Source organism: Janthinobacterium sp. DSP2-3-3 (assembly GCF_049897325.1).
Lineage (GTDB): Bacteria > Pseudomonadota > Gammaproteobacteria > Burkholderiales > Burkholderiaceae_D > Janthinobacterium.
The window spans coordinates 136462-157086 of record NZ_JAFCWA010000005.1 but is presented as its reverse complement, the minus strand read 5'-3'; the positions used below and the strand labels follow the sequence as shown (position 1 = coordinate 157086).

General features: G+C 60.9%; 17 protein-coding genes and 9 tRNA genes. 23 read left to right on the top strand and 3 right to left on the bottom strand.

What is annotated here, in order from left to right; all coding sequences use genetic code 11:
* Positions 1-51: 51 nt before the first annotated feature.
* From apbC to ACP7DE_RS11990, 3 genes are all read left to right on the top strand, one after another.
* The gene (apbC, locus tag ACP7DE_RS12000; protein WP_426072311.1) at positions 52-1140 is read left to right on the top strand and encodes an iron-sulfur cluster carrier protein ApbC; all 1089 of its coding nucleotides are present in this window, start codon (positions 52-54) and stop codon (positions 1138-1140) included.
* Between the two features lie 87 nt (positions 1141-1227).
* On the top strand, positions 1228-1635 hold the full coding sequence (locus tag ACP7DE_RS11995) for a DUF4399 domain-containing protein (RefSeq protein ID WP_426072310.1): 408 nt from the start codon (positions 1228-1230) through the stop codon (positions 1633-1635).
* A gap of 140 nt (positions 1636-1775) precedes the next feature.
* Entirely contained in the window at positions 1776-3452 is a 1677-nt protein-coding gene (locus ACP7DE_RS11990) for an alkaline phosphatase family protein (RefSeq protein WP_426072309.1), read from the top strand.
* 7 nt (positions 3453-3459) lie between these two features.
* Here the strand turns inward: ACP7DE_RS11990 and ACP7DE_RS11985 are convergent, their stop codons facing one another.
* Both ACP7DE_RS11985 and lysA read right to left on the bottom strand, forming a co-directional pair.
* Positions 3460-5022 (bottom strand): phospholipase D family protein, encoded by a 1563-nt coding sequence (locus ACP7DE_RS11985; protein WP_426072308.1) that lies wholly within the window; start codon positions 5020-5022, stop codon positions 3460-3462.
* 62 nt (positions 5023-5084) lie between these two features.
* Positions 5085-6323: a diaminopimelate decarboxylase gene (gene lysA, locus ACP7DE_RS11980; protein WP_426072307.1), complete on the bottom strand. Its 1239-nt coding sequence runs from the start codon at positions 6321-6323 to the stop codon at positions 5085-5087.
* Positions 6324-6425: 102 nt separating this feature from the next.
* On the opposite strand from lysA, the gene ACP7DE_RS11975 reads away from it, so the two are divergent.
* From ACP7DE_RS11975 to aqpZ, 19 genes are all read left to right on the top strand, one after another.
* Positions 6426-7337 carry a LysR family transcriptional regulator gene (locus tag ACP7DE_RS11975; RefSeq protein ID WP_426072306.1) on the top strand — a complete coding sequence of 304 codons (912 nt, stop codon included), beginning with the start codon at positions 6426-6428 and terminating at the stop codon, positions 7335-7337.
* Between the two features lie 68 nt (positions 7338-7405).
* Positions 7406-8812 carry a glutamate--tRNA ligase gene (gene gltX, locus ACP7DE_RS11970; protein WP_426072305.1) on the top strand — a complete coding sequence of 469 codons (1407 nt, stop codon included), beginning with the start codon at positions 7406-7408 and terminating at the stop codon, positions 8810-8812.
* A 124-nt stretch (positions 8813-8936) separates the two neighbouring features.
* Positions 8937-9012 (top strand) — tRNA-Ala (locus tag ACP7DE_RS11965).
* A gap of 67 nt (positions 9013-9079) precedes the next feature.
* Positions 9080-9155, top strand: a tRNA-Glu gene (locus tag ACP7DE_RS11960).
* A 133-nt stretch (positions 9156-9288) separates the two neighbouring features.
* A tRNA-Ala gene (locus tag ACP7DE_RS11955) sits at positions 9289-9364 on the top strand.
* Between the two features lie 51 nt (positions 9365-9415).
* Positions 9416-9491, top strand: a tRNA-Glu gene (locus ACP7DE_RS11950).
* A 50-nt stretch (positions 9492-9541) separates the two neighbouring features.
* Positions 9542-9617: transfer RNA gene (locus ACP7DE_RS11945), tRNA-Ala, on the top strand.
* 75 nt (positions 9618-9692) lie between these two features.
* Positions 9693-9770 (top strand) — tRNA-Ala (locus tag ACP7DE_RS11940).
* A 1052-nt stretch (positions 9771-10822) separates the two neighbouring features.
* Complete coding sequence (locus ACP7DE_RS11935) at positions 10823-11845, top strand: DUF5694 domain-containing protein (RefSeq protein ID WP_426072304.1); 1023 nt, start codon at positions 10823-10825, stop codon at positions 11843-11845.
* A 267-nt stretch (positions 11846-12112) separates the two neighbouring features.
* Positions 12113-12188: transfer RNA gene (locus ACP7DE_RS11930), tRNA-Glu, on the top strand.
* Positions 12189-12310: 122 nt separating this feature from the next.
* Positions 12311-12386, top strand: a tRNA-Glu gene (locus ACP7DE_RS11925).
* 57 nt (positions 12387-12443) lie between these two features.
* Positions 12444-12519: transfer RNA gene (locus ACP7DE_RS11920), tRNA-Glu, on the top strand.
* A 103-nt stretch (positions 12520-12622) separates the two neighbouring features.
* Entirely contained in the window at positions 12623-13792 is a 1170-nt protein-coding gene (gene earP, locus ACP7DE_RS11915; RefSeq protein WP_426072303.1) for an elongation factor P maturation arginine rhamnosyltransferase EarP, read from the top strand.
* A 135-nt stretch (positions 13793-13927) separates the two neighbouring features.
* A complete protein-coding gene (locus tag ACP7DE_RS11910; protein ID WP_100876390.1) occupies positions 13928-14503 on the top strand; it encodes an elongation factor P in 576 nt (191 codons plus the stop codon).
* A gap of 207 nt (positions 14504-14710) precedes the next feature.
* On the top strand, positions 14711-15886 hold the full coding sequence (locus ACP7DE_RS11905) for an amidase family protein (protein WP_426072302.1): 1176 nt from the start codon (positions 14711-14713) through the stop codon (positions 15884-15886).
* Between the two features lie 35 nt (positions 15887-15921).
* Positions 15922-16332, top strand: coding sequence for a hypothetical protein (locus ACP7DE_RS11900; protein WP_426072301.1), 411 nt, complete (start codon positions 15922-15924; stop codon positions 16330-16332).
* A gap of 65 nt (positions 16333-16397) precedes the next feature.
* Positions 16398-16856, top strand: a complete 459-nt coding sequence (locus ACP7DE_RS11895) for an Ivy family c-type lysozyme inhibitor (protein WP_426072300.1) — start codon at positions 16398-16400, stop codon at positions 16854-16856.
* On the top strand, positions 16856-17266 hold the full coding sequence (locus tag ACP7DE_RS11890) for a GNAT family N-acetyltransferase (RefSeq protein ID WP_426072299.1): 411 nt from the start codon (positions 16856-16858) through the stop codon (positions 17264-17266). The genes ACP7DE_RS11895 and ACP7DE_RS11890 overlap by 1 nt, the downstream gene beginning before the upstream one ends.
* A gap of 223 nt (positions 17267-17489) precedes the next feature.
* Complete coding sequence (gene aqpZ, locus ACP7DE_RS11885) at positions 17490-18179, top strand: aquaporin Z (RefSeq protein WP_102121034.1); 690 nt, start codon at positions 17490-17492, stop codon at positions 18177-18179.
* Positions 18180-18221: 42 nt separating this feature from the next.
* Here aqpZ and ACP7DE_RS11880 read toward each other — a convergent pair whose 3' ends face one another.
* On the bottom strand, positions 18222-19052 hold the full coding sequence (locus ACP7DE_RS11880; protein WP_426072298.1) for an AraC family transcriptional regulator: 831 nt from the start codon (positions 19050-19052) through the stop codon (positions 18222-18224).
* 126 nt (positions 19053-19178) lie between these two features.
* Between ACP7DE_RS11880 and ACP7DE_RS11875 the strand changes: the two genes are divergently transcribed.
* Complete coding sequence (locus ACP7DE_RS11875) at positions 19179-20420, top strand: MFS transporter (RefSeq protein WP_426072297.1); 1242 nt, start codon at positions 19179-19181, stop codon at positions 20418-20420.
* The last annotated feature ends 205 nt before the right edge of the window (positions 20421-20625 follow it).

Sequence of the window (20625 nt, the reverse complement as noted above, 5' to 3'; positions counted from 1 at the left end):
TTTGCGCTAGACTGCGCGTATTGCACATATGTAGTACACACGGAGATTTACATGAGCATCACAGTAGAAGACGTCAAGGCCGCGCTGGCCCAGGTTATTGATCCAAATACACATAAAGATTTCGTTTCCAGCAAAACAGTCAAGAATCTGAAAGTCGACGGCAATGATATTTCGCTCGACATCGAGCTGGGCTATCCCGCCAAAAGCCAGATCGATCTGATCCGCAAATCCGTGCTGGCCGCCTTGCGCGTGCTACCGGGCGTGGGCAATGTCAGCGTGGGCGTGTCGTCGAAAATCATTTCACACACGGTGCAGCGCGGCTTGAAGCCGATGAGCAACGTGAAAAACATCATTGCGGTCGCTTCCGGCAAGGGCGGTGTTGGTAAATCGACCACGGCCGTCAACCTGGCCCTGGCCCTGGCCGCCGAAGGCGCCACCGTCGGCATGCTGGACGCCGATATTTATGGCCCGTCGCAGCCGATGATGCTGGGCATTATCGGCCAGCCGAAGACCCTGGATGGCAAGAGCATGGAGCCGATGGAAAACCACGGCCTGCAAGTGTCATCGATCGGCTTCATGATCGATCCGGACGAGCCGATGGTGTGGCGCGGCCCGATGGTTACGCAAGCGTTGCAGCAATTGCTGGACCAGACCAACTGGCGCGACCTCGATTACCTGATCGTCGACATGCCGCCAGGCACGGGCGACATTCAATTGACCCTGTCGCAGAAAGTGCCCGTTACGGGCGCCGTCATCGTTACCACGCCGCAGGACATCGCGCTGCTGGACGCGCGCAAGGGCCTCAAAATGTTCGAGAAAGTCGGCATTCCGATTTTGGGCGTGGTGGAGAACATGAGCACGCACATCTGCTCGAACTGCGGCCATGCGGAAGAAATCTTCGGCGCCGGCGGCGGCGCGAAAATGTGCACCGACTTTGGCGTGGAATTCCTCGGCGCCTTGCCCTTGACCATGGCGATTCGCCAGCAAACGGATTCGGGCACGCCTACCGTCGTGGCCGAGCCGGACGGCCCCGTCGCCGCGATCTACAAGCAGATCGCCCGCACCATCGCCATTAAAGTGGCGGAAAAGGCGAAGGATATGACGAGCAAGTTCCCGAGTATCGTCATCAAGAACGATTAAACGTTGGGTTTGGCGCTCCCATGCGCCATGGTCGCCAGGGATATGGTTTCATGCAGTCCGTGTTGTAACTAAACAAGAGGAGACATCATGCACCTGAACACTGTATTCCTGCGCCAAGCCGCAGCCGTGGTTGTTGGCAGCCTGCTGGCCGCCGGCGCTTTCGCCCAATCCGTTTCGTTCGTCGAGCCGGCTGACGGCGCCACCGTCAGCAGCCCGTTCAAGGTGAAATTTGCCGTCAGCGGCATGGACATCAAGCCGGCCGGCGACATGACGGCCAAGACGGGCCACCATCATCTGCTCATCAATATGGGACCGATGAAGGCGGGCGAGATGATACCCATGGATGACAAACATTTGCATTTCGGCAAAGGCCAGACGGAAACGGACGTCACCTTGCCACCGGGCCAGTACACGCTCACCATGCAGTTCGCCAACGGCGCGCACCAGTCATATGGGCCGGCGTTGAGCAAAAGCATCAAGGTGACGGTCAAGTAATCGCCTGCCTGTCTCTGCAGGGCTGCCAGGGCCGGGTTTCAGCAATGGAGCCTGGCCTTTTTCATATTGTTGCCTTTTGTCATCATTGCGTCATATAGTCGGCGTACGCTGCCCGGTGGCCTAACTTTGGATGAGTGCATATGAGCAAGAATTTCTCCCCTTCCCGGCAATTGGCGCAGGCGCTGCTGCTGGTGGCTAGTGTGGCGGCGTGCCAGGCGCATGCGGCCAAGGCAGCACCGACCACTGCGGCGCAGCCGAAGCTGGTAGTGGTATTGGTGGTGGACGGCTTGCCGCAGGATCAGGTGACGCGCTACCGCGACCAGTTCGGCCAGGGCGGTTTCCGCCGCCTGCTGGAGCAGGGCGCGTGGTTCAGCGATGCGCACCAGGCACATGGCATCACGGTCACGGCCATCGGCCACTCGGCCGTGCTGTCGGGCGCCTACCCTTACCAGCATGGCGTGATTGGCAATAACTGGATCGATCCCGTCACGAAAAAGTCCGTGTACTGTACCGAGGATGGCAATTTCCACTACATCGGCGAAGACACGCAGCCCGACGATGGCACGGCGCCGACCAAGCTGCGCGTGAGCACCCTGGGCGACGAGTTGCGCTATTCCACCGGCGACAAGGCCAAGGTCGTCACGGTGTCGGGCAAGGACCGCGGCGCCATCCTGCTGGCAGGGAAAACGGGCACGGCCTATATGTATATGGAAAAGACGGGCAACTTCGCCAGCAGCACCTATTATATGCAGCAGCATCCGCAATGGGTGCAGCGTTACCAGGCGGCCAGGCCGCAGGACCGCTACTACGGCAAGAGCTGGACGCCGCTGTTGGCCGATTCTGCCTATGCGCGCGACGCCCGTGATGATCTGGTGCCGGCCAAGCCGGGCGCGCGCAACACCTTTCCGTTTGCCTACTACAGCGACGGCGGCAAGCTCGATGGCGAGTACTACAGCCGTTTGAAGGCCGGTCCCTTCCTCGACGAGCTGACGCTGGAATTCGCGCGTGCCGCCATCGATGGCGAGAGCCTGGGACGCAATCCGGCCGGCGTGCCTGATATCCTGGGCGTGAGCCTGTCAGCGCATGACTATGTGAACCATGCCTACGGCCCGGAAAGCAAGATGTCGCACGATCACCTGCAGCGCCTGGACCGCATGCTGGCAGGCTTCTTTGCCGACCTCGATAAAAAAGTCGGCATGGACAATGTGCTGGTGGTGCTGACGGCCGACCATGGCTTTGCCAACGTGCCGGAATTCGCTGAAACACGCGGCTTTTCGGCCAAGCGCATCGACGGCGCCAAACTGGTCGATGCCTTGAACCAGCACCTGGCCACGACCTTGGGCGTGGACAAGCTGGTGACGACGTCGTCGCTGCCGAATATCTACCTCGATTACGCGCTGGCGGAAAAGAGCAGCGTCAATCGCGCCGCCTTGGAAGACGCGGCGGCCCGCTTTCTGCTACAGCAGGACGGTCTGGCGCAAGTCTACACGCGCACGCAGATGGAAACGGGAGCCGTTGCCACGCGCATGGACACCCTGATGCGCCGCGCCTGGAACCGCCAGTTGTCGGGCGACCTGATGGTGGTGACGAAGCCTGCCTGGTACTTCGGCAAGGGCGTTGGCGGCACCTCGCACGGCACGCCGTACACGTATGACACCAACGTGCCGCTGATGGTCTTCGGCCCCCGTTGGATCAAGCCGGGCGCCTATGGCCAGTACGCGGAAGTGGTCGATATCGCACCTACGCTTGCCCATTTGCTGCGCATACGCCAGCCGTCCGCGTCGGAAGGGCGGATTTTGACGGAAGCGGTGCGCTAGCCGCTCGTTACAGCAGCCAATCGATCGGCAGCACCGACAGAATCGCCACCCCCATGCGCTTCCACACGCTGGTGCCCGGCTCCGTGTCGTAGCGCGTGGCGCCGCCGCTGGCGTCGCGGGCGATCCAGTACAGCGCGCCGTCGTCGCCAAGCAGCACCTGGTAGGCGCGTTGCGGGATGGTGGTGCGCATGGCTTGCCCCAGCTGGCTGGCCAGCGCGGGGCTGTCGATGACGAGGCCCATTTCCGTGTTCAATTTGATCGAGCGCGGGTCGACATTGAATGAGCCGACAAAGATGCGCTGGTCATCGACGGCAAAGGTTTTCGCGTGCAGGCTCGAGGCGGAACTGCCGAAGCGGCCCGGCTGTTCGCGCGCATCGCCCCGTTCCCACGAACGGCGCGATTCATACAGCAGCACGCCCGCTTCGAGCAGCGGCTTCCTCCACTTCGCATAGCCCGCATGCACGGCCGCCACGTCGGTCGCTTCCAGCGCATTTGTCAGGATGCGCACACCCACGCCCTGTTTTGCCAGCTCGGCAAAGGCCTGCGTGCCGGATTTTCCGGGCACGAAATACGGCGACACCAGGTCCACTTCCTTCTTCGGCACGCCCAGCAGGTTTTGCAGGTTTTCCGCCACGCCCGTGCCTGGCCGTGCCTTGCCCAGCACCTTGGCGGGGTCGTCGCTGACCATGCGCGTGCGCGCCCATTCGAAGGGCAGGGTGCGTTCCATCATCTGCTTGACGAAGGGCGAGGTGCGCAGCGCCTGCACGTATTGCTCGGCCGCCTGGATATCGTCGATGCGATCCGCCTCGGCGGCGATGGTGGCCGCGTCGCCGTCGACATGGCTGGTCAGCAGCAGGCTGGCCGGGTAGGCCGAGGCGCTGTTCCAGTAGCGGTCGAATTCATGCGAGACCTCGTCGACGACGGGGCCGACGGCCAGCACGTCAAGGTCGGCAAACAGCACCTCGCCGGCCGCGCCAAAATATTCATCGCCCACATTGCGCCCGCCGACAATGGTGGCCTGGTTATCGGCCGTGAACGATTTGTTGTGCATGCGCCGGTTGAGGCGCGAAAAATCGGTGGCAAAGGCCAGAGCGCGCGGTGCGCGGGGCACGAAGGGATTGAACAGGCGGATTTCCAGATTCTGTTGCTTGCCCAGCATCGTCAAGGTCTGGTCCAGGCCCGCCGTGTTGTTATCGTCGAGCAGCAGGCGTACGCGCACACCCCGTTCGGCCGCTTGACGCAGGGCGTCGAACAGCAGGGTGCCGGTGATGTCCTTGTGCCAGATGTAGTACTGCACGTCCAGGCTGCGTTGGGCGGCGGCGGCCAGCAGGGCGCGCGCGGCAAAGGCATCGCGCCCGTCGACCAGCGGATAAATGCCGGACACGCCGGGATGCTGCGCCACCAGCGGTGCAATGGCGGTGGCCAGCTGGGTGCGCGCCGTATCGGTGATGACAGTGGAGGCGACGCGGCCTTCCAGCGAGGGCAGTGAGGCGCAGCCGGCAAGAACGGCGGACAGCAGCAGCGCCAGCAGCAAACCGGTGCTGCGGCGGGCAAGGGTGGTGGCGGGCATGGTGCACTTTCATCGAGTTGCCCCGATGTTAGCAGATGCGCATGCCCGCACGCGGCGGGGTTTTAGAACTGTTCCAGCGCGATCAGCTCGGCCACCGTCTGGCGGCGGCGGATCAAACGGGATTGTTCCCCATCGACCAGGTATTCGGCCGCATGCGGGCGGCTGTTGTAGTTCGACGACATCGACGCGCCATACGCGCCCGCGCCTTCGAAGACCACGTAGTCGCCCACCTGCGCGGCGGGCAACAAGCGGGTTTCCACCACGCCGCCATCGCGCTGGGTGAAGACGTCGCCCGATTCGCACAGGGGGCCGCCGACGACGGTGGCGCGCGGCACATCGAGAGCGCGGCCGTCATGCGCAATCACTGACATTTCATGGTAGCTGCCGTACATGGCGGGGCGCATCAGTTCATTGAAGCCCGTATCTAACAAGGTGAAGTGGTTGCCGCCCATTTGCTTGGTGGCGCGCACTTCGGCCACCAGCAGGCCCGCGTCGGCCACGAGGAAGCGGCCCGGTTCGATTTCCAGGTGCACGGCGTGGCCCAGGTTCGCCTCGATCTGCTTGCGCGCCGCATCCCACAGCTGGAAGTAGTGGTCCGTGTCGACCGGCTGCTCGCCATCGCGGTAAGGCACGGACAGGCCGCCGCCCGTGGAAATGGCTTCCAGGTCGTGGCCCATGTTCTTTACCAGGTCGACCATGGTGCCGCAGACGGTTTCCAGGTGGCTGTAGTCGACGCCCGAGCCGATGTGCATGTGCAGGCCCACCAGGTGCAGTCCATGTGCGCGGATGACGGCCAGCGCCTCTGGCAGCTCTTCGTGCCAGATACCGTGCTTGCTGTTTTCACCGCCCGTATTGGTCTTGTTGCTATGGCCATGGCCATAGCCGGGATTGATGCGCAGCCAGACGCGGTGGCCGGGCGACACAGGGCCCAGCTGGCGCAGCATGTCGACGGAACCGCAATTGACTTCGATCTTCGCTTCTGCCACGCGCGCCAGGGTGGCGCGGTCGAACAGATCGCAGGTGAATACCACACCGGCCGCGCCCTTGGTCTGTGCTGGCGTAAAGCCTGCCTGCAGGGCGCGTTCAATCTCGCCCAGCGAGACGGCATCCACGTGCACGCCCGCTTCGCGCATCAAGGTGAGCAGATGGATGTTCGAGTTGGCTTTTTGCGCGAAGCGCACGGTGTCGAACTGCGCCAGCTGCGCCGCGCGCGCGCGGATGGTGGCCGCGTCATACACCCACAGGGGCGTGCCGTGTTCCTGGGCGAGTTGGGCGAGGGTCTGGTCGGTGACAGGCTGCATCGTGTGCTTTCGGTGAAATAAGGAGATGACGGCATGATGGCCGATTGTAATTCGAATATAAAATATCCATTTAAGCCTACCTTATTCATTTATGATATGAGCATGACTATCTCCTTGCGCCATATCGAGGTCTTCCGCGCCATCATGACGACGGGCAGCGTGACGGCCGCCGCCGCTATGCTGCACACGTCGCAGCCTACCGTCAGCCGCGAGCTGGCGCGTCTTGAGCATTTGACGGGCCTCACGCTGTTCGAGCGCGAGCGGGGGCGGCTGCGCCCGACGGCCCAGGCGCTGCAACTGTTCGAGGAAGTGCAGCGCGCGTATTTCGGCCTGGAGCGCATCGTCAGCACGGCGGCAGCCTTGCGCCAGTTCGATCAGGGTCAGTTGTCGATCGCCTGCCTGCCCGTGTTTTCCCAGTCGCTGCTGCCGCAGGCGTGTAAACGCTTCGTCGCCGATTTTCCGAAGGTGAGCATCAGCATCACGCCGCAGGAGTCGCCGCTGCTGGAGGAGTGGCTGTCCGCGCAGCGCCACGATATCGGCCTGACGGAAGTGGGCAATGCGCCGCCGGGCACCGCGCTCGACACCCTGATGTCCGTCGATGAAGTGTGCGTGCTGCCCGACGGCCATGCGCTCGCCAGCAAAACCGTGCTGCAGCCGGCGGACTTCGCGGGCCAGCCTTTCATCAGCCTGGCCGCCGTCGACCCCTACCGCCAGCAGATCGACGCCATTTTCGCGCAGGCCGGGGTGGAACGGCGCATGGCGCTCGACACGCACAGCGCCGCCTCCGTGTGTGCCATGGTGCGCGAAGGCGTGGGCTTGGCCATCGTCAATCCGCTCACGGCGCTGGACTACGCGGGGCAGGGCTTGCAGATGCGCCGCTTTGCCGTTTCCTTGCCGTTCACCGTCAATCTGGTCAAGCCCCTGCACCGGCCCTTGTCGCAACTCGTCGCCCTGTTCGAGCAGGCGCTGCATGCGCAGGCGGACGAGGTGAAAAGGCGCTTGCTGCAACTGTGACGGCGCTTGTGGAGCGGCGGCGGTCAACAGAGTAAAATGGCGTTTTACTTCAAAGCCTGATTACTTCGATGACCACAACCGCTACTCCCGTCCGCACCCGTTTCGCTCCCAGCCCGACCGGCTATCTGCACCTGGGCGGCGCCCGCACCGCTTTATATAGCTGGGCGTATGCCCGCCACTTCGGTGGCACCTTCGTGCTGCGCATCGAAGACACGGACGTGGAGCGCTCCACGCCGGAAGCCGTGCAAGCCATCATCGAAGGCATGAAGTGGCTGGGCCTGGACCACGACGAAGGCCCGTTCTACCAGATGCAGCGCATGGACCGCTACCGCGAAGTGGTGGCGCAGATGCTGGCCGAAGGCACGGCGTATCACTGCTACTCGTCGCCGGAAGAAGTTGAAGCGATGCGCGAGCGCATGCGCGCCGCCGGTGAAAAACCGCGCTACGACGGCACCTGGCGCCCGGAGCCGGGCAAGACTCTGCCGGCCTTACCCTTTGATCGCAAGCCCGTCGTGCGCTTCAAGAACCCGCTCGATGGCGACGTGACGTGGGACGATGTTGTCAAAGGCTCGATCACGATTTCCAACCGCGAGCTGGACGACCTGGTGATCGCCCGCCCGGACGGCACGCCGACGTATAACTTCTGCGTGGCCGTCGATGACTGGGACATGCAGATCACCCACGTGATCCGCGGCGACGACCATGTCAATAACACCCCGCGTCAGATCAACATCCTGCGCGCCATCGGAGCACCGCTGCCGCTGTACGGCCACCTGCCGATGATTTTGGGGGCGGACGGCGAGAAGCTGTCGAAGCGCCACGGCGCCGTCAGCGTGATGGATTACCCGGCGCAAGGCTTTTTGCCGGAAGCGATGCTGAACTATCTGGCGCGCTTGGGCTGGAGCCATGGCGACGATGAAGTGTTCTCGACCGAGCAGTTCTGCGAGTGGTTCAACCTGAACCATCTGTCGAAATCGGCGGCCCAGTTCAACAATGAAAAACTGGCCTGGCTGAACAATCACTATATCAAGCAGGCCGACAATACCCGTCTGGCCGACCTGGCGCGCCCGCAAATGCTGGCCGCCGGCGCCGTCTTCGAAGGCGCGCCAGACCTGGCGCAAGTGCTGGGTATGATGAAAGAGCGCGCCAACACCGTCAACGAACTGGCTGCCGCCTCGATGCTATTCTTCCGCGCGCCGCAGCCGGAAGCGGAACTGGCGGCGCAGCACATCACGGATGCGATCAAGCCTGTGCTGGCACAGTTCGCCGAACGCATCGCCACGGTGGAATGGAGCAAGGAAGCCGTCGCCGCCATGATCAAGGAAGTGCTGGCTGCCAACACCATCAAGATGCCGCTGCTGGCCATGCCTTTGCGTTTGATTTTGACGGGCCAGTTGCAGACGCCGGCCATCGACCAGGTCGTGGTGATTTTCGGCCGCGACACCGTGTTGGCGCGCCTGGCAAAGTGGCTGTAATCGCCGCGCGGAATTGAACGTGTAAACGCAGTGCAGAAACCGCCCCTATGAAAAGTTGCTCATAGACGAAAAAGGGTATTTGCAGAGTGAAACTTCTTTGCTATACTCTTGTTTCTGCACCAACGGGGGTATAGCTCAGCTGGGAGAGCGCTTGCATGGCATGCAAGAGGTCAGCGGTTCGATCCCGCTTACCTCCACCAGCAGCAAAATCGCAGTCGGGTTTTGTTAGTCGTTGAAGTGGTGCAGTCGTTGTTTGGTAGTTCCGCGGTCCCCATCGTCTAGAGGCCTAGGACATCACCCTTTCACGGTGAGTACAGGGGTTCGAATCCCCTTGGGGACGCCAGGTTTTGTGGTATAGTAGTGGCAGTTGTTTGTACTGATTGTTGTAAGTTCAGGCCCGTAAAAAGCGGAATCTGGATGGAAAGCAAGTAGTGGAACAAAGTCGCCAAGTGCGGCTTTTATTATTTCTGCGCCCGGGGGGTATAGCTCAGCTGGGAGAGCGCTTGCATGGCATGCAAGAGGTCAGCGGTTCGATCCCGCTTACCTCCACCAACAGCGCAGAGGTAAAGCAGCAAACTATAGAAGTAAAAATGTAGTACCGAGGTCCCCATCGTCTAGAGGCCTAGGACATCACCCTTTCACGGTGAGTACAGGGGTTCGAATCCCCTTGGGGACGCCAGTTCAGTCTGGTGTTGTGGCAGTAAAGAAGTAGCAGTGTTTCTGCGCCCGGGGGGTATAGCTCAGCTGGGAGAGCGCTTGCATGGCATGCAAGAGGTCAGCGGTTCGATCCCGCTTACCTCCACCAATAGCGCAGAAGTCACATGATAATCAAAGTCGCCTTGAGCGGCTTTTTTTATTTGCGTCAGCGATTTCTTCGCTAGGGGGAATAGGGCTAAGCTGTTAGCGCGCTTGCATAGCATGCAAGAGGTCAGCGGTTCGATCCCGCTTACCTCCACCAATAGCGCAGAAATCACATAATAATCAAAGTCGCCTTGAGCGGCTTTTTTTATTTCTGCGACGCTTTCCGCCATACCCCTCTGGGGAATGTGGCTAAGCTGTTAGCGCGCTTGCATGGCATGCAAGAGGTCAGCGGTTAGCTCCCGCTTACCTCCACCAATAGCGCAGAAATCACATAATAATCAAAGTCGCCTTGGGCGGCTTTTTTTATTTCTGCGACGCTTTCCGCCATACCCCTCTGGGGAATGTGGCTAAGCTGTTAGTGCGCATGCATGGCATGCAAGAGGTCAGCGCTTAGCTCCCGCAAACCTCCACCAATAGCGCAGAAATCACATGATAATAAAAGTCGCCTTGGGCGGCTTTTTTTATTTGCGTCAGCGATTTCTTCGCTAGGGGGAATAGGGCTAAGCTGTTAGCGCGCTTGCATGGCATGCAAGAGGTCAGCGCTTAGCTCCCGCAAGCCTCCACCAACAGCGCAGAAATCACATGATAATCAAAGTCGCCTTGGGCGGCTTTTTTTATTTCTGCGACGCTTTCCGCCATACCCCTCTGGGGAATGTGGCTAAGCTGTTAGTGCGCATGCATGGCATGCAAGAGGTCAGCGCTTAGCTCCCGCAAACCTCCACCAATAGCGCAGAAATCACATAATAATCAAAGTCGCCTTGAGCGGCTTTTTTTATTTCCGCTACACTTTCCGCCATACCCCTCTGGGGAATGTGGCTAAGCTGTTAGTGCGCATGCATGGCATCCAAGAGGTCAGCGCTTAGCTCCCGCAAGCCTCCACCAATAGCGCAGAAGTCACATGATAATCAAAGTCGCCTTGAGCGGCTTTTTTTCGCCATTACTCTCTGCTTTCCTTGCTGCTTGCGCGCGGCATATCCGCATCATTTGCGTTTCGGAATATCATTTTTACCATTCATCGCTTTTGGGTGGAGATTGTAGTGCCGGATGTTTAAGATTTCTGGCGTTGAAGCTGCCGATGGCCAAGTTTGCGCATGCGGCAGTTTTTTGTGCCTGTCAGTTTTCATGGAATTACTCAAATCCGGAGGTGGAATGTCCCGCTTATTTGCCAGCATTTTGTTTGCCGCTTTCTTTCCCGCTCCGGCTTTCGCTGCCGCAGCATCTGCCGCTCCCTTCGATCCTGCCGCGCACAAGTTGCAATCGGGGCGTATCAATGAAGTAATGGTGCTGGGCACGCCGCACCTGTCGCAGTTGCCGAAGTCGTTTGATCCCGCGCATCTGAGCGCCTTGAACGCGCGCTTGCTGGGCTGGAAGCCGCAAGCCATTGCCATCGAGGCTTTATCCGGCCTGCAATGCGCATACTTGCGCAGCTACCCGCAGCGCTATGCGGACACGATCAAGTCTTATTGCTGGGACCCCGCTCCCGCGCGGGCAGTGACCGGTCTGGAGGTGGTGGCGGCCACCGTGCAGGCGCAGCGCTTGCTGGCCGCTTGGCCGGAGGTGCCATCCGCCGCGCAGCGGCGCACCCTGGCGTCGCTGTTCCTGGCGGGTGGCGAGCGGGCGTCCGCGCTGGTGCAATGGCTGCGCCTTCCGGTGGAGGAGCGACGGGTGGGAGGCGGGCTCGATGAGAGTCTGGTGGCGATGCTCAATGACAGGATGCAGCGGCGTGGCGAAGATGTCTTGATCGCTGCCGTGGTAGCGGCGAAGAGCGGGCACGAGCTGGTGTATGCCATGGATGATCACACGGCGGACGCACCCGCCGACAATGCGCAGGACGAAAAGGCTGCCGGCGAGGCGATCGTGAGGGCGTGGGACAACCCGCATACGGCACAGCGCAAGCGTATCAGTGCAGAGCTGGAAGCGGCATTGGCGACGCCGTCAGGTGTGCTGGCCATGTACCGTGCCTACAATCAGCCTGGCCAGGCCGAGATGGTCTTCCGCAGCGATTTCGGCGCGGCGCTCGAAGAGCCGTCGCCCCGCCATTATGGCCGTAACTACGTGGCCTACTGGGAGACGCGCAATTTGCGCATGGCATCGAATATCCGCGAAGTCATGATGGCCCGGCCCGGCCCGGCCCGGCATGCGCGTGCTGGTGGTGGTGGGGGCGTCGCATAAGGCTTACCTGGAAGCCTATTTGAACCAGATGCATGATGTGCGCATCGTCGGCACGGACGCTGTCCTGCGTCAGGAAGACTGATGGCTCGTTTGCTTGCCTTCCTGCCATCATCGCCTTTTCATGGGGGCGGGAAGTGCAATAAGATGGAAAATAAGAGGTCAGCAGTTGATTTCGTGAATCGCTTCGTGTTAAACTTCGCGCACGCTTTTTTGAGGGGCTAAGCAAAGCCTTCAGCGAAGAGTCCGCTGAGAGTAAAGCCAGCACAGGTCCCCATCGTCTAGAGGCCTAGGACATCACCCTTTCACGGTGAGTACAGGGGTTCGAATCCCCTTGGGGACGCCATGATTCAGTTGTAAAGTAAGAGTGCAGTGCTGAACGGGCCTGACAAGTCAGGCTTTTTTTGTTTCTGCGATTGCTGCAGTACCGGGTCGGGATGCAAAGTAATGCATTCAGGACAGATTTCTGTCCCCATCGTCTAGAGGCCTAGGACATCACCCTTTCACGGTGAGTACAGGGGTTCGAATCCCCTTGGGGACGCCAGATTCGCAAGTAGTGACAGGTCGGGATGCAGGGCAGCGCATTCAGGACAGATTTTCTGTCCCCATCGTCTAGAGGCCTAGGACATCACCCTTTCACGGTGAGTACAGGGGTTCGAATCCCCTTGGGGACGCCAAGACCGGCTGAATCAGCCAACAACAAAGCCGCCTGGTAACAGTGCGGCTTTTTTGTTATTTGCCGGCATGCCAACGTTTTTCCCTTCATTTCTTTGCCTGCTCATGCCATTATCTAGCGTTCGCGCACCATCTCTGGCTATCTTCTGCAAAGTCGTCGACAACTACGGCGATATCGGCATTTGCTGGCGCCTGGCGCGGCAGTTGAGCGGCGAGCACGGCGTGGCAGTTACCCTGTGGGTTGACGATTTATTGAGTTTTCAGCGCATCTGCCCCGCCATTGTCGTGGCTGCTGAAGCGCAGAAAGTATCCGGCGTTGCCGTGCGCCACTGGCGCGACCAGGAAGGCGTGTTTACGCCCGCCGATATCGCTGACATCGTCATCGAGTTTTTTGCCTGCGACATTCCGCCCGGCTACATCGCCGCCATGGCGCAGTGCGCGCCGCACCCTGTGTGGCTGAACCTGGAAGGCTTGACGGCGGAAGAGTGGGTCGAGGGCTGCCATGCATTGACGTCGCCGCGCCATGGCATGATCAAGCATTTTTTCTTTCCCGGTTTCACCAATAAAACGGGCGGCTTGCTGCGCGAAGCGGCGCTCGATGAGCAGCGGCTGGCGTTCCAGGCCGATGCGGCCGCCATGGCGGCATTCCTGGGGCAATTCGGCGTGACGGCGGCAGAAATGTCTGCTTTAAAGGTATCGCTGTTCTGCTACCCGTCCGCCCCGGTCGCCCAGTTGTTTGGCGTGTGGCAGGCGGGTAGCGAACCCGTGACATGCCTGGTGCCGGAAGGCGTCGCGTTTGATGCCGTTCAAGCGTTTATCGGCGACGATGCGGCGGTGGCTGGTGTGACGCGTACGCGCGGCGCGCTTACCTTGCGCGTGCTGCCTTTTGTGCCGCAAGACGTTTACGACCGCCTGCTGTGGGCCTGCGACGTCAATCTCGTGCGCGGCGAGGATTCTTTTGTGCGGGCGCAATGGGCCGGCCGGCCTTTTCTCTGGCATATCTACCTGCAGGACGAAAACTTGCACCACGTGAAATTGCGCGCCTTCTTGCAGCGCTATGCGACCGATGCGGATGGGGCCATCGACAGCTTGGTGCAAGCGGCACTGGCCTGGAATGGCGCCAGCGCGGACGCCTTCCCGTGGACGCAGCTGTGGCTCGCCTTGCAGGCCGATTTGCCGCGCATCAGCGCGCGCGCGCAGGCTTGGCAGCTGCAGATGCAGTCCAATGGCGATCTGGCAAGTAACTTGCTGGCGTTCGCCGGCGCGACGAGATAGGCGCTTGCCAAAAATTAAGGTAAAATGCCCGGTTATTTCTAACGTATTTTTAACCGATCAAACGCAAGCTTGCGGCGCTGATGGCGCACAGGCGGCAGATGGTCTTCATGCAACCCACTTTTTACGTACATTCCTATGAAACCCGCAAAAGAAATTCGTGTTGGCAATATCATCATGGTCGACAGCAAGCCAATGATCGTGTTGCGTTCTGATGTCAACGGTTCGAGCCGCACGGGCTTCACCTACAAATGGAAGATGAAAAATCTTCTGACGAACACCCCGATGGAAAACGTGTTCCGCGGCGACGACAAGTTTGACGTTGTTGTTCTGGATAAAAAGCCAGTGACGTATTCGTACTTCGCCGACCCGCTGTTCGTCTTTATGGACACCGAGTACAACCAGTATGAAATCGAAGAAGAAAACCTGGGCGATGCATTGCATTACCTGAAAGATGGCATGGAATGCGAAGCCATTTTCTACGACGGCAAAGCCATCTCCGTTGAACTGCCTACGACCATCGCCCGTCAAGTGGTGTACTCGGAGCCTGCAGTCAAGGGCAACACTTCGGGCAACGTCCTGAAAGAAGCCAAGATCGAAAACGCCATCGACGCGCACCGCCACATCGTGCAAGTGCCGCTGTTCGTGGCACAAGACGACGTCATCGAAATCGACACCCGTACCAACGAATACAAGCGTGTCGTACGCAACTGATAAATCGTCACGCTGCGGTGCTCGCAGTGCCAGGCAAACGCCGGCCAGGCTTGCCCCAGTGCTTGACCATCAAGAAACGCTGCCTTCGGGCGGCGTTTTTTTTTGCTTGAAAAATAATTCCCTTCGACAACAATTGAGTTGCAAGGACTGCTATGCTGTGGTTAGCACACTATTGCGTTAGAAACATTGAGGTTTCCTGGAGATACCATGCAGCGTAGTCATATGTCGCGCAATAGCGCCTATCGGGGCGCGACGCCTGCCGCGGCGGCAGTGTCGGCGCGCGTGTCGCGTCCCGTACTGACCCGTGCCACGGCGCCCGCCAGCCCCATGGCCCATCTGCTCGATGCGGGCGTCTTGCCGCAACAGCAGATGATGCAGGCAGGCAAACTCAGTTCGCATGCGCTGACGTCGCAGTACCTGGGGCGCATCCGCTCTCTGTGCAGCATCGGCGCGCGTGCCTATCCCGGCATTGAAATCAATCCCGATGCGCTGAAAATTGCCCTGGAAATGGACCGTGAGCGGCAAGTGCACAAGGTGCGCGGCCCCTTGCATGGCATCCCCATCGTCTTGCGCGACAATATTGCCACGGGCGACCGCATGAAGACGCGCACGCAGTCGCCCCTGGCTACGCATGCCAGCTGCGATTCCTTTGTGGCGGCGCGCTTGCGCGCGGCCGGCGCCGTCATCATCGGCAAAAGCAATTTGCGCGAGTGGGCCGCCGTCAGCGTGCCGCATGCCAGTGCCAGCTGGGCCGGTCTGACTATCCTGGCCGTGGACAGCGCGGCGGACGGCTCCATCGTCGCGCCAGCATCAACGTGCGGCCTGGTCGCCATCAAGCCCACGGGCAGCGCTGCCAGCGGGCAGGGCAGCGAGTCAGCCACGGCAGGACCGATGGCGCCCAGCGTGCGCGAGGCGGCCTGGCTGCTCGCCGCCCTGACTGGCGAGCGCCTGGCCGATGGCATGGTGCTCGATGTCGCCGGCTTGCAGGGACGCCGCATCGGCGTGGCGCGCCACCTGTTCGGCCAGTGTGGCGGGACCGATGCCGTGATCGAGCAGGCACTGCTGGTGCTGCGCGAACAGGGGGCGGAACTGATCGAGCCGCCGCTCGCGTCCGAGCCTGGCGGCATCGCAGCGTTGCTGTGCGCGCATCGGCTCGATGCGCTGGTGGGGCCCACATGCCATGGCGTAGCGCAGGCGCAGTCCGCCTTGCCGCATATCACGGTGCCGGCCGGCGTGGTAAAGGGCTTGCCCATCGGTTTGTCCTTCATCGGCCCTGCCCACGCCGAAATGCCGCTCATTGCGATGGCCTATGCCTACGAGCAGGCGACGTTGCACCGGCGCACACCTGCATTGCCGTCCAGCATCACGCAGGCGCTGCGTTGACCATGATGATACTTTTCGCTTTCCTTCGATAAACTATGCTTGTAACCTTGCTGCTGAGTGCGGCCGTGGCCGCCACCCCGACTCCTTTTGATGCCGCGCAACTGTCTGGCAGCTGGTCCGACAGCGTAAATACCAGTAGTGTTTGCGAAGAAGCGCGGCACTTTACGCGCATGCAGTTGTCTGACGACCATCAGCGGCTGGCGATCTTTAGCGACCGTACCTGGAAAAGCAAGCTGGGTGAAACCAACCGCTTTGCCGCGACGGTGGTGGCGGAAACGGAGCATAGCCTGACTTTGCGCTATGACAATGAAACCCGCCTCAATGCCGCTGGCAAGCTGGTGGAATGGCAGATGATCATCGTCGCGCCCGGCGTGTACCGCTGGCGCGAGACGGGCTGGCCGGAAGGCAAGGTCAACGGGGTCGTCGGCATACGCTGCTCTCCTTGATGCCGGTGTGCAAGCATGGCATTCTGCTATGCTACCCGCATTAGCCGATGTTTTTAGGAGATTGCATGTCCGCACGTTTGCTGTTCCCCCTGTTCCTGGCCGCCGCCGTGGCGCTGGCCGCCATGCCGGCGCAAGCGCGAACGCCCAAGCTGTCGCTCATTGAGCAAGCGCAAAGCTGCGATGGTGGCCACACCTGCCCGTATTTTCCCGACGTCTACAAGGCGGACTACGCCTTTCGCAATGCCTTCAACGTGGGCTTGAAAAAAGCCGGCCTGAAACGGCAGCGCTGGGTGCCTGATGGCGTTGCCAGTCCGCTCAAGCCCGTCGAGATCGACGGCAAGGCGCGCCTGCTCAGCAGCGTCTGCGAACCGCACAATTGCGGCCACCACTACACCATCCTGTACGACCCGGTCGAGCACAGCATGACGGGCGTGTATATGGGCAGCGATGCCAAGGGCGGCGTGCGCACCGTGTACTTCGGCGAGCCCAGCATCGCCGAAGCCGACTTGCTGTTGAAGAACTGATGCACGCGCCACTGCGCATCTCCAGCGAGCGCGACGAACTCGACGTGCCCATGATTCACCGCTACCTGAGCGAACAGTCTTACTGGAAGCGTGGCGTGGCGATCGAAACGGTGCGCAAGGGGATCGCCAACGCGCTGTGTTTCGGCGGCTATGTAGATGGTCAGCAAGTAGCGTTCGCCAGAGTCATCACCGATTACACGGATTTTGCCTACCTGCGCGACGTGTTTGTGCTGCCGCAATACCAGGGGCGCGGATATGGCAAGCAGATGGTGGCCGCCGTGCTCGGCGATGCACGGTTGCGCGATGTCGTTTGGATGCTGGGGACCGATGACGCGCATGGCCTGTATGCGGGCTTTGGTTTTGCGCCATTGGAGGCGCCACAAAAATACATGCGCCGACCCGCGCTATAGAATTATCAAAAAAACCTTTAAATAGCAAGAGAACTATTGGCATTATTATACGAAATAATGTTGCAATGATAATGGCATCATGTCATTATTCGCGCTTTGCAGCGTGCGGTGCGGTGCGTTGCTGGTGCTGTGCTTTGTCGTCGCCCCGGGCGCAGGCAAAGTTGGTGAGCGGTCCGATTGGTCGTCCCTGGCACGTTTTCTCTTTACTTTAAAGGAATACATCATGAAACAATATGGCGCCGAATTTCTCGGCACGTTCTGGCTGGTGCTGGGCGGTTGCGGCAGTGCAGTACTCGCCGCCGCCTTTCCCGGCCTTGGCATCGGTTTTGCTGGCGTGGCGCTGGCGTTTGGTCTGACGGTGCTGACCATGGCCTACGCCATCGGCCACATCTCGGGTTGCCATTTGAATCCTGCCGTGTCGATCGGCCTGTGGGCCGGTGGCCGCTTTCCGGCCAATCAACTGTTGCCATACATCATCGCGCAAGTGCTGGGCGCCATCGTGGCTGGCGGCGTGCTGTACGTGATCGCCAGCGGGCAGGCCGGTTTCGATGTCAGCAAGGGCTTTGCTTCGAATGGCTATGGCGCGCATTCGCCGGGCGGCTATTCGATGCTGTCGGCGCTGGTGATTGAAATCGTGCTGACGATGTTCTTCCTGATCGTCATTCTGGGCGCCACCGACAAGCGCGCCCCGGCCGGCTTCGCCCCGCTGCCGATCGGCCTGGCACTGACCCTGATTCACCTGATCAGCATCCCCGTCACCAATACCTCCGTCAACCCAGCCCGTAGCACGGGCGTGGCCCTGTACGTGGGCGACTGGGCTACCAGTCAGCTGTGGCTGTTCTGGTTGGCACCCATCATCGGCGCCTTGCTGGGTGCGCTGGCCTATCGATTGATTGCGGGTGAAAAAGAGTAAGTTCAACATGTAGAAAAGCAGCCTGCGGGCTGCTTTCTTCGTTTACTCGGCGGCGCGCCACTCGCTCAAGTAGTGCTGCGGCGTGCGGCCCAGGATGCGGCGGAACATGGCGCTGAAGGCGCTGGGGCTGGCGTAGCCCAGCGCATAGGCAATGGCCGCCACGCCTTCGCCCCGGTCCAGGCGGCAGAATGCCTCGGCCAGGTGGACTTGCTGCAGCCATTGGCGGTAGTGCAAGCCCGTTTCCTTGGGGAATAAACGGATCAGGGTGCGCGCGCTGGCGCCCGCATCCTGCGCCCATTCCTCGATGCTGCGCCGGCTGCCGGGCGCGCTCATGATGGCCGTGCAGACGGCCACCAGGCGACGGTCGCGGGGCCAGGGTATGGCGAGGGGTACCGTATCGGCCGCCGTCAGTTCCGACAGGATCAGGTGCGCCAGCCAGTCGCCGCGCCCCGCCAGCGCATATTCGATCGGTTCGGCCAGCAAGGCCAGGATCAGCTCGCGCAGCAGCCGGCTTACTTCCAATACCTTGCAACCGGCGCCATGGGGGGCCGCCACCTGCGCATCGATATACACGGTGCGCATGCTCAGTTCGCTCAAGATGTGGACTTCATGCACGACGCCCACGGGGATCAGCAGGGCGCGCCGGGGCGGCAAGATCCACACGCCATGTTCGGTGGAGACGCGCATCACACCTTGCGTCGCATACAGCAGCTGCGCCCGCACATGGCTGTGCGGCGCCGTGTAGTCGCCAGCCGCATATTGCCTGGACATGGCCGTCACGGGCCGCGGCACGTGCTGGTAATCGTGCGAGCTGGTGCTGCGGCTGAACGGCACGCCATCGGGATGGGTCTGGGTGGGGTGGTGGGTGTACATGTGGGCCGTTGGATTGTCACTCAGTTGTCACTTGGGCGACGATTATTGGAAGTTATCAGTTCAGTGACCATACTATACTGGCTTCTTTGCCGGGCCGCCGCCGTGCCCGATCATTGCGGAAGACACATGCACACAACCACACCTGCCCCAGCATTGGCCAAGTCCGTGCCGGCGGCCCCCTCGCTTCTTCGTCCCCAACAACAATCCGGTCTGGCCATGCACATCCTGGGCGCCGTCGCCTTCGTGCATTTGCTCAATGACTTGATCCAGGCCTTGTTGCCGTCGATTTATCCGATGCTGAAAGCAGAGTTTTCACTCAGTTTTACCCAGGTCGGCCTCATAACCCTGACGTTCCAGTGCACGGCATCGTTGCTGCAACCCTGGATCGGCTTGTACACGGACCGCCGTCCATTGCCATTCCTGTTGCCGGTCGGCATGTGTTTTACCCTGGCCGGCGTGCTAATGCTGTCCATCGTCTCGACCTTTCCGACCCTCTTGATCGCTGCGGGCCTGATCGGTGTCGGTTCCTCGACTTTCCACCCGGAAGCGTCGCGCGTGGCGCGCATGGCGTCGGGCGGACGCTACGGTTTTGCCCAATCGCTGTTCCAGGTGGGCGGCAACGTGGGCTCCGCGCTGGGGCCGCTGCTGGCGGCCGCCGTCATCGTGAACCGGGGACAGGGCAATATCGCCTGGTTCAGTCTGTTGGCCGTGCTGGCCATCGGCGTGCTGTACAAGGTCAGCCACTGGTACAGCGGCCACCTGGCCAGCTTCAAGCCGAAAGCGGGCGGCCATGGGCCAAACTTGTCGCGCAACAAGGTGATAGGTGCGCTGGGCGTGCTGGCCCTGCTGGTGTTCTCGAAGTACATCTACATGGCCAGCCTGTCGAGCTACTACACCTTTTACCTGATGGACAAGTTCCACCTGTCCATCGGCGCGGCCCAGCTGTACCTGTTCCTCTTCCTCGCCGCCGTGGCCGCCGGCACTTTCATGGGCGGCCCCATCGGCGACCGCATCGGCCGCAAGCGCGTGATCTGGATTTCCATCCTGGGCGCCGCGCCGTTTACCTTGTTGCTGCCGTATGTCGATCTGTTCTGGACGGCCGTGCTGACGGTGATCATCGGCTTCGTTATTTCCTCCGCCTTTTCCGCCATCGTCGTCTTTGCGCAGGAACTGGTGCCGGGCAAGGTGGGCATGATCGCGGGGATTTTCTTTGGCCTGATGTTCGGCGTGTCCGGCATCGCCGCCGCCGCCATGGGCCACCTGGCCGACGTGTCGGGCGTCGCCTATGTGTACAAAGTCTGCTCCTACTTGCCGTTGCTGGGCATCCTGACGGTGCTGCTGCCGCATATCGAGCAGGCGAAAAAGTAAGACAGTGGCGCCGGCGGGCTTGACGGCCTGCCGGCGCGCATGCGATATTCTTCCCATGATCTCTTCCATCCTCCTTCCAGCTCTTGCATCCGGCGCCGCTGCTGCGCTGTGTCCGTGTACCTGGCTTCGTGAGGATGCGGCCCGGCGCCGTTAAACTTTTTACTCCTCATTCCGATGGCCACAGTGTTGAAAAACCTGTGGCCAT

Bases quoted from the DNA above. Each gene is read 5' to 3' on its own strand.
- apbC (WP_426072311.1), top strand. From the start codon at position 52: ATGAGCATCACAGTAGAAGACGTCAAGGCCGCGCTGGCCCAGGTTATT.
- ACP7DE_RS11995 (WP_426072310.1), top strand. From the start codon at position 1,228: ATGCACCTGAACACTGTATTCCTGCGCCAAGCCGCAGCCGTGGTTGTT.
- ACP7DE_RS11990 (WP_426072309.1), top strand. From the start codon at position 1,776: ATGAGCAAGAATTTCTCCCCTTCCCGGCAATTGGCGCAGGCGCTGCTG.
- ACP7DE_RS11985 (WP_426072308.1), bottom strand. From the start codon at position 5,022: ATGCCCGCCACCACCCTTGCCCGCCGCAGCACCGGTTTGCTGCTGGCG.
- lysA (WP_426072307.1), bottom strand. From the start codon at position 6,323: ATGCAGCCTGTCACCGACCAGACCCTCGCCCAACTCGCCCAGGAACAC.
- ACP7DE_RS11975 (WP_426072306.1), top strand. From the start codon at position 6,426: ATGACTATCTCCTTGCGCCATATCGAGGTCTTCCGCGCCATCATGACG.
- gltX (WP_426072305.1), top strand. From the start codon at position 7,406: ATGACCACAACCGCTACTCCCGTCCGCACCCGTTTCGCTCCCAGCCCG.
- ACP7DE_RS11935 (WP_426072304.1), top strand. From the start codon at position 10,823: ATGTCCCGCTTATTTGCCAGCATTTTGTTTGCCGCTTTCTTTCCCGCT.
- earP (WP_426072303.1), top strand. From the start codon at position 12,623: ATGCCATTATCTAGCGTTCGCGCACCATCTCTGGCTATCTTCTGCAAA.
- ACP7DE_RS11910 (WP_100876390.1), top strand. From the start codon at position 13,928: ATGAAACCCGCAAAAGAAATTCGTGTTGGCAATATCATCATGGTCGAC.
- ACP7DE_RS11905 (WP_426072302.1), top strand. From the start codon at position 14,711: ATGCAGCGTAGTCATATGTCGCGCAATAGCGCCTATCGGGGCGCGACG.
- ACP7DE_RS11900 (WP_426072301.1), top strand. From the start codon at position 15,922: ATGCTTGTAACCTTGCTGCTGAGTGCGGCCGTGGCCGCCACCCCGACT.
- ACP7DE_RS11895 (WP_426072300.1), top strand. From the start codon at position 16,398: ATGTCCGCACGTTTGCTGTTCCCCCTGTTCCTGGCCGCCGCCGTGGCG.
- ACP7DE_RS11890 (WP_426072299.1), top strand. From the start codon at position 16,856: ATGCACGCGCCACTGCGCATCTCCAGCGAGCGCGACGAACTCGACGTG.
- aqpZ (WP_102121034.1), top strand. From the start codon at position 17,490: ATGAAACAATATGGCGCCGAATTTCTCGGCACGTTCTGGCTGGTGCTG.
- ACP7DE_RS11880 (WP_426072298.1), bottom strand. From the start codon at position 19,052: ATGTACACCCACCACCCCACCCAGACCCATCCCGATGGCGTGCCGTTC.
- ACP7DE_RS11875 (WP_426072297.1), top strand. From the start codon at position 19,179: ATGCACACAACCACACCTGCCCCAGCATTGGCCAAGTCCGTGCCGGCG.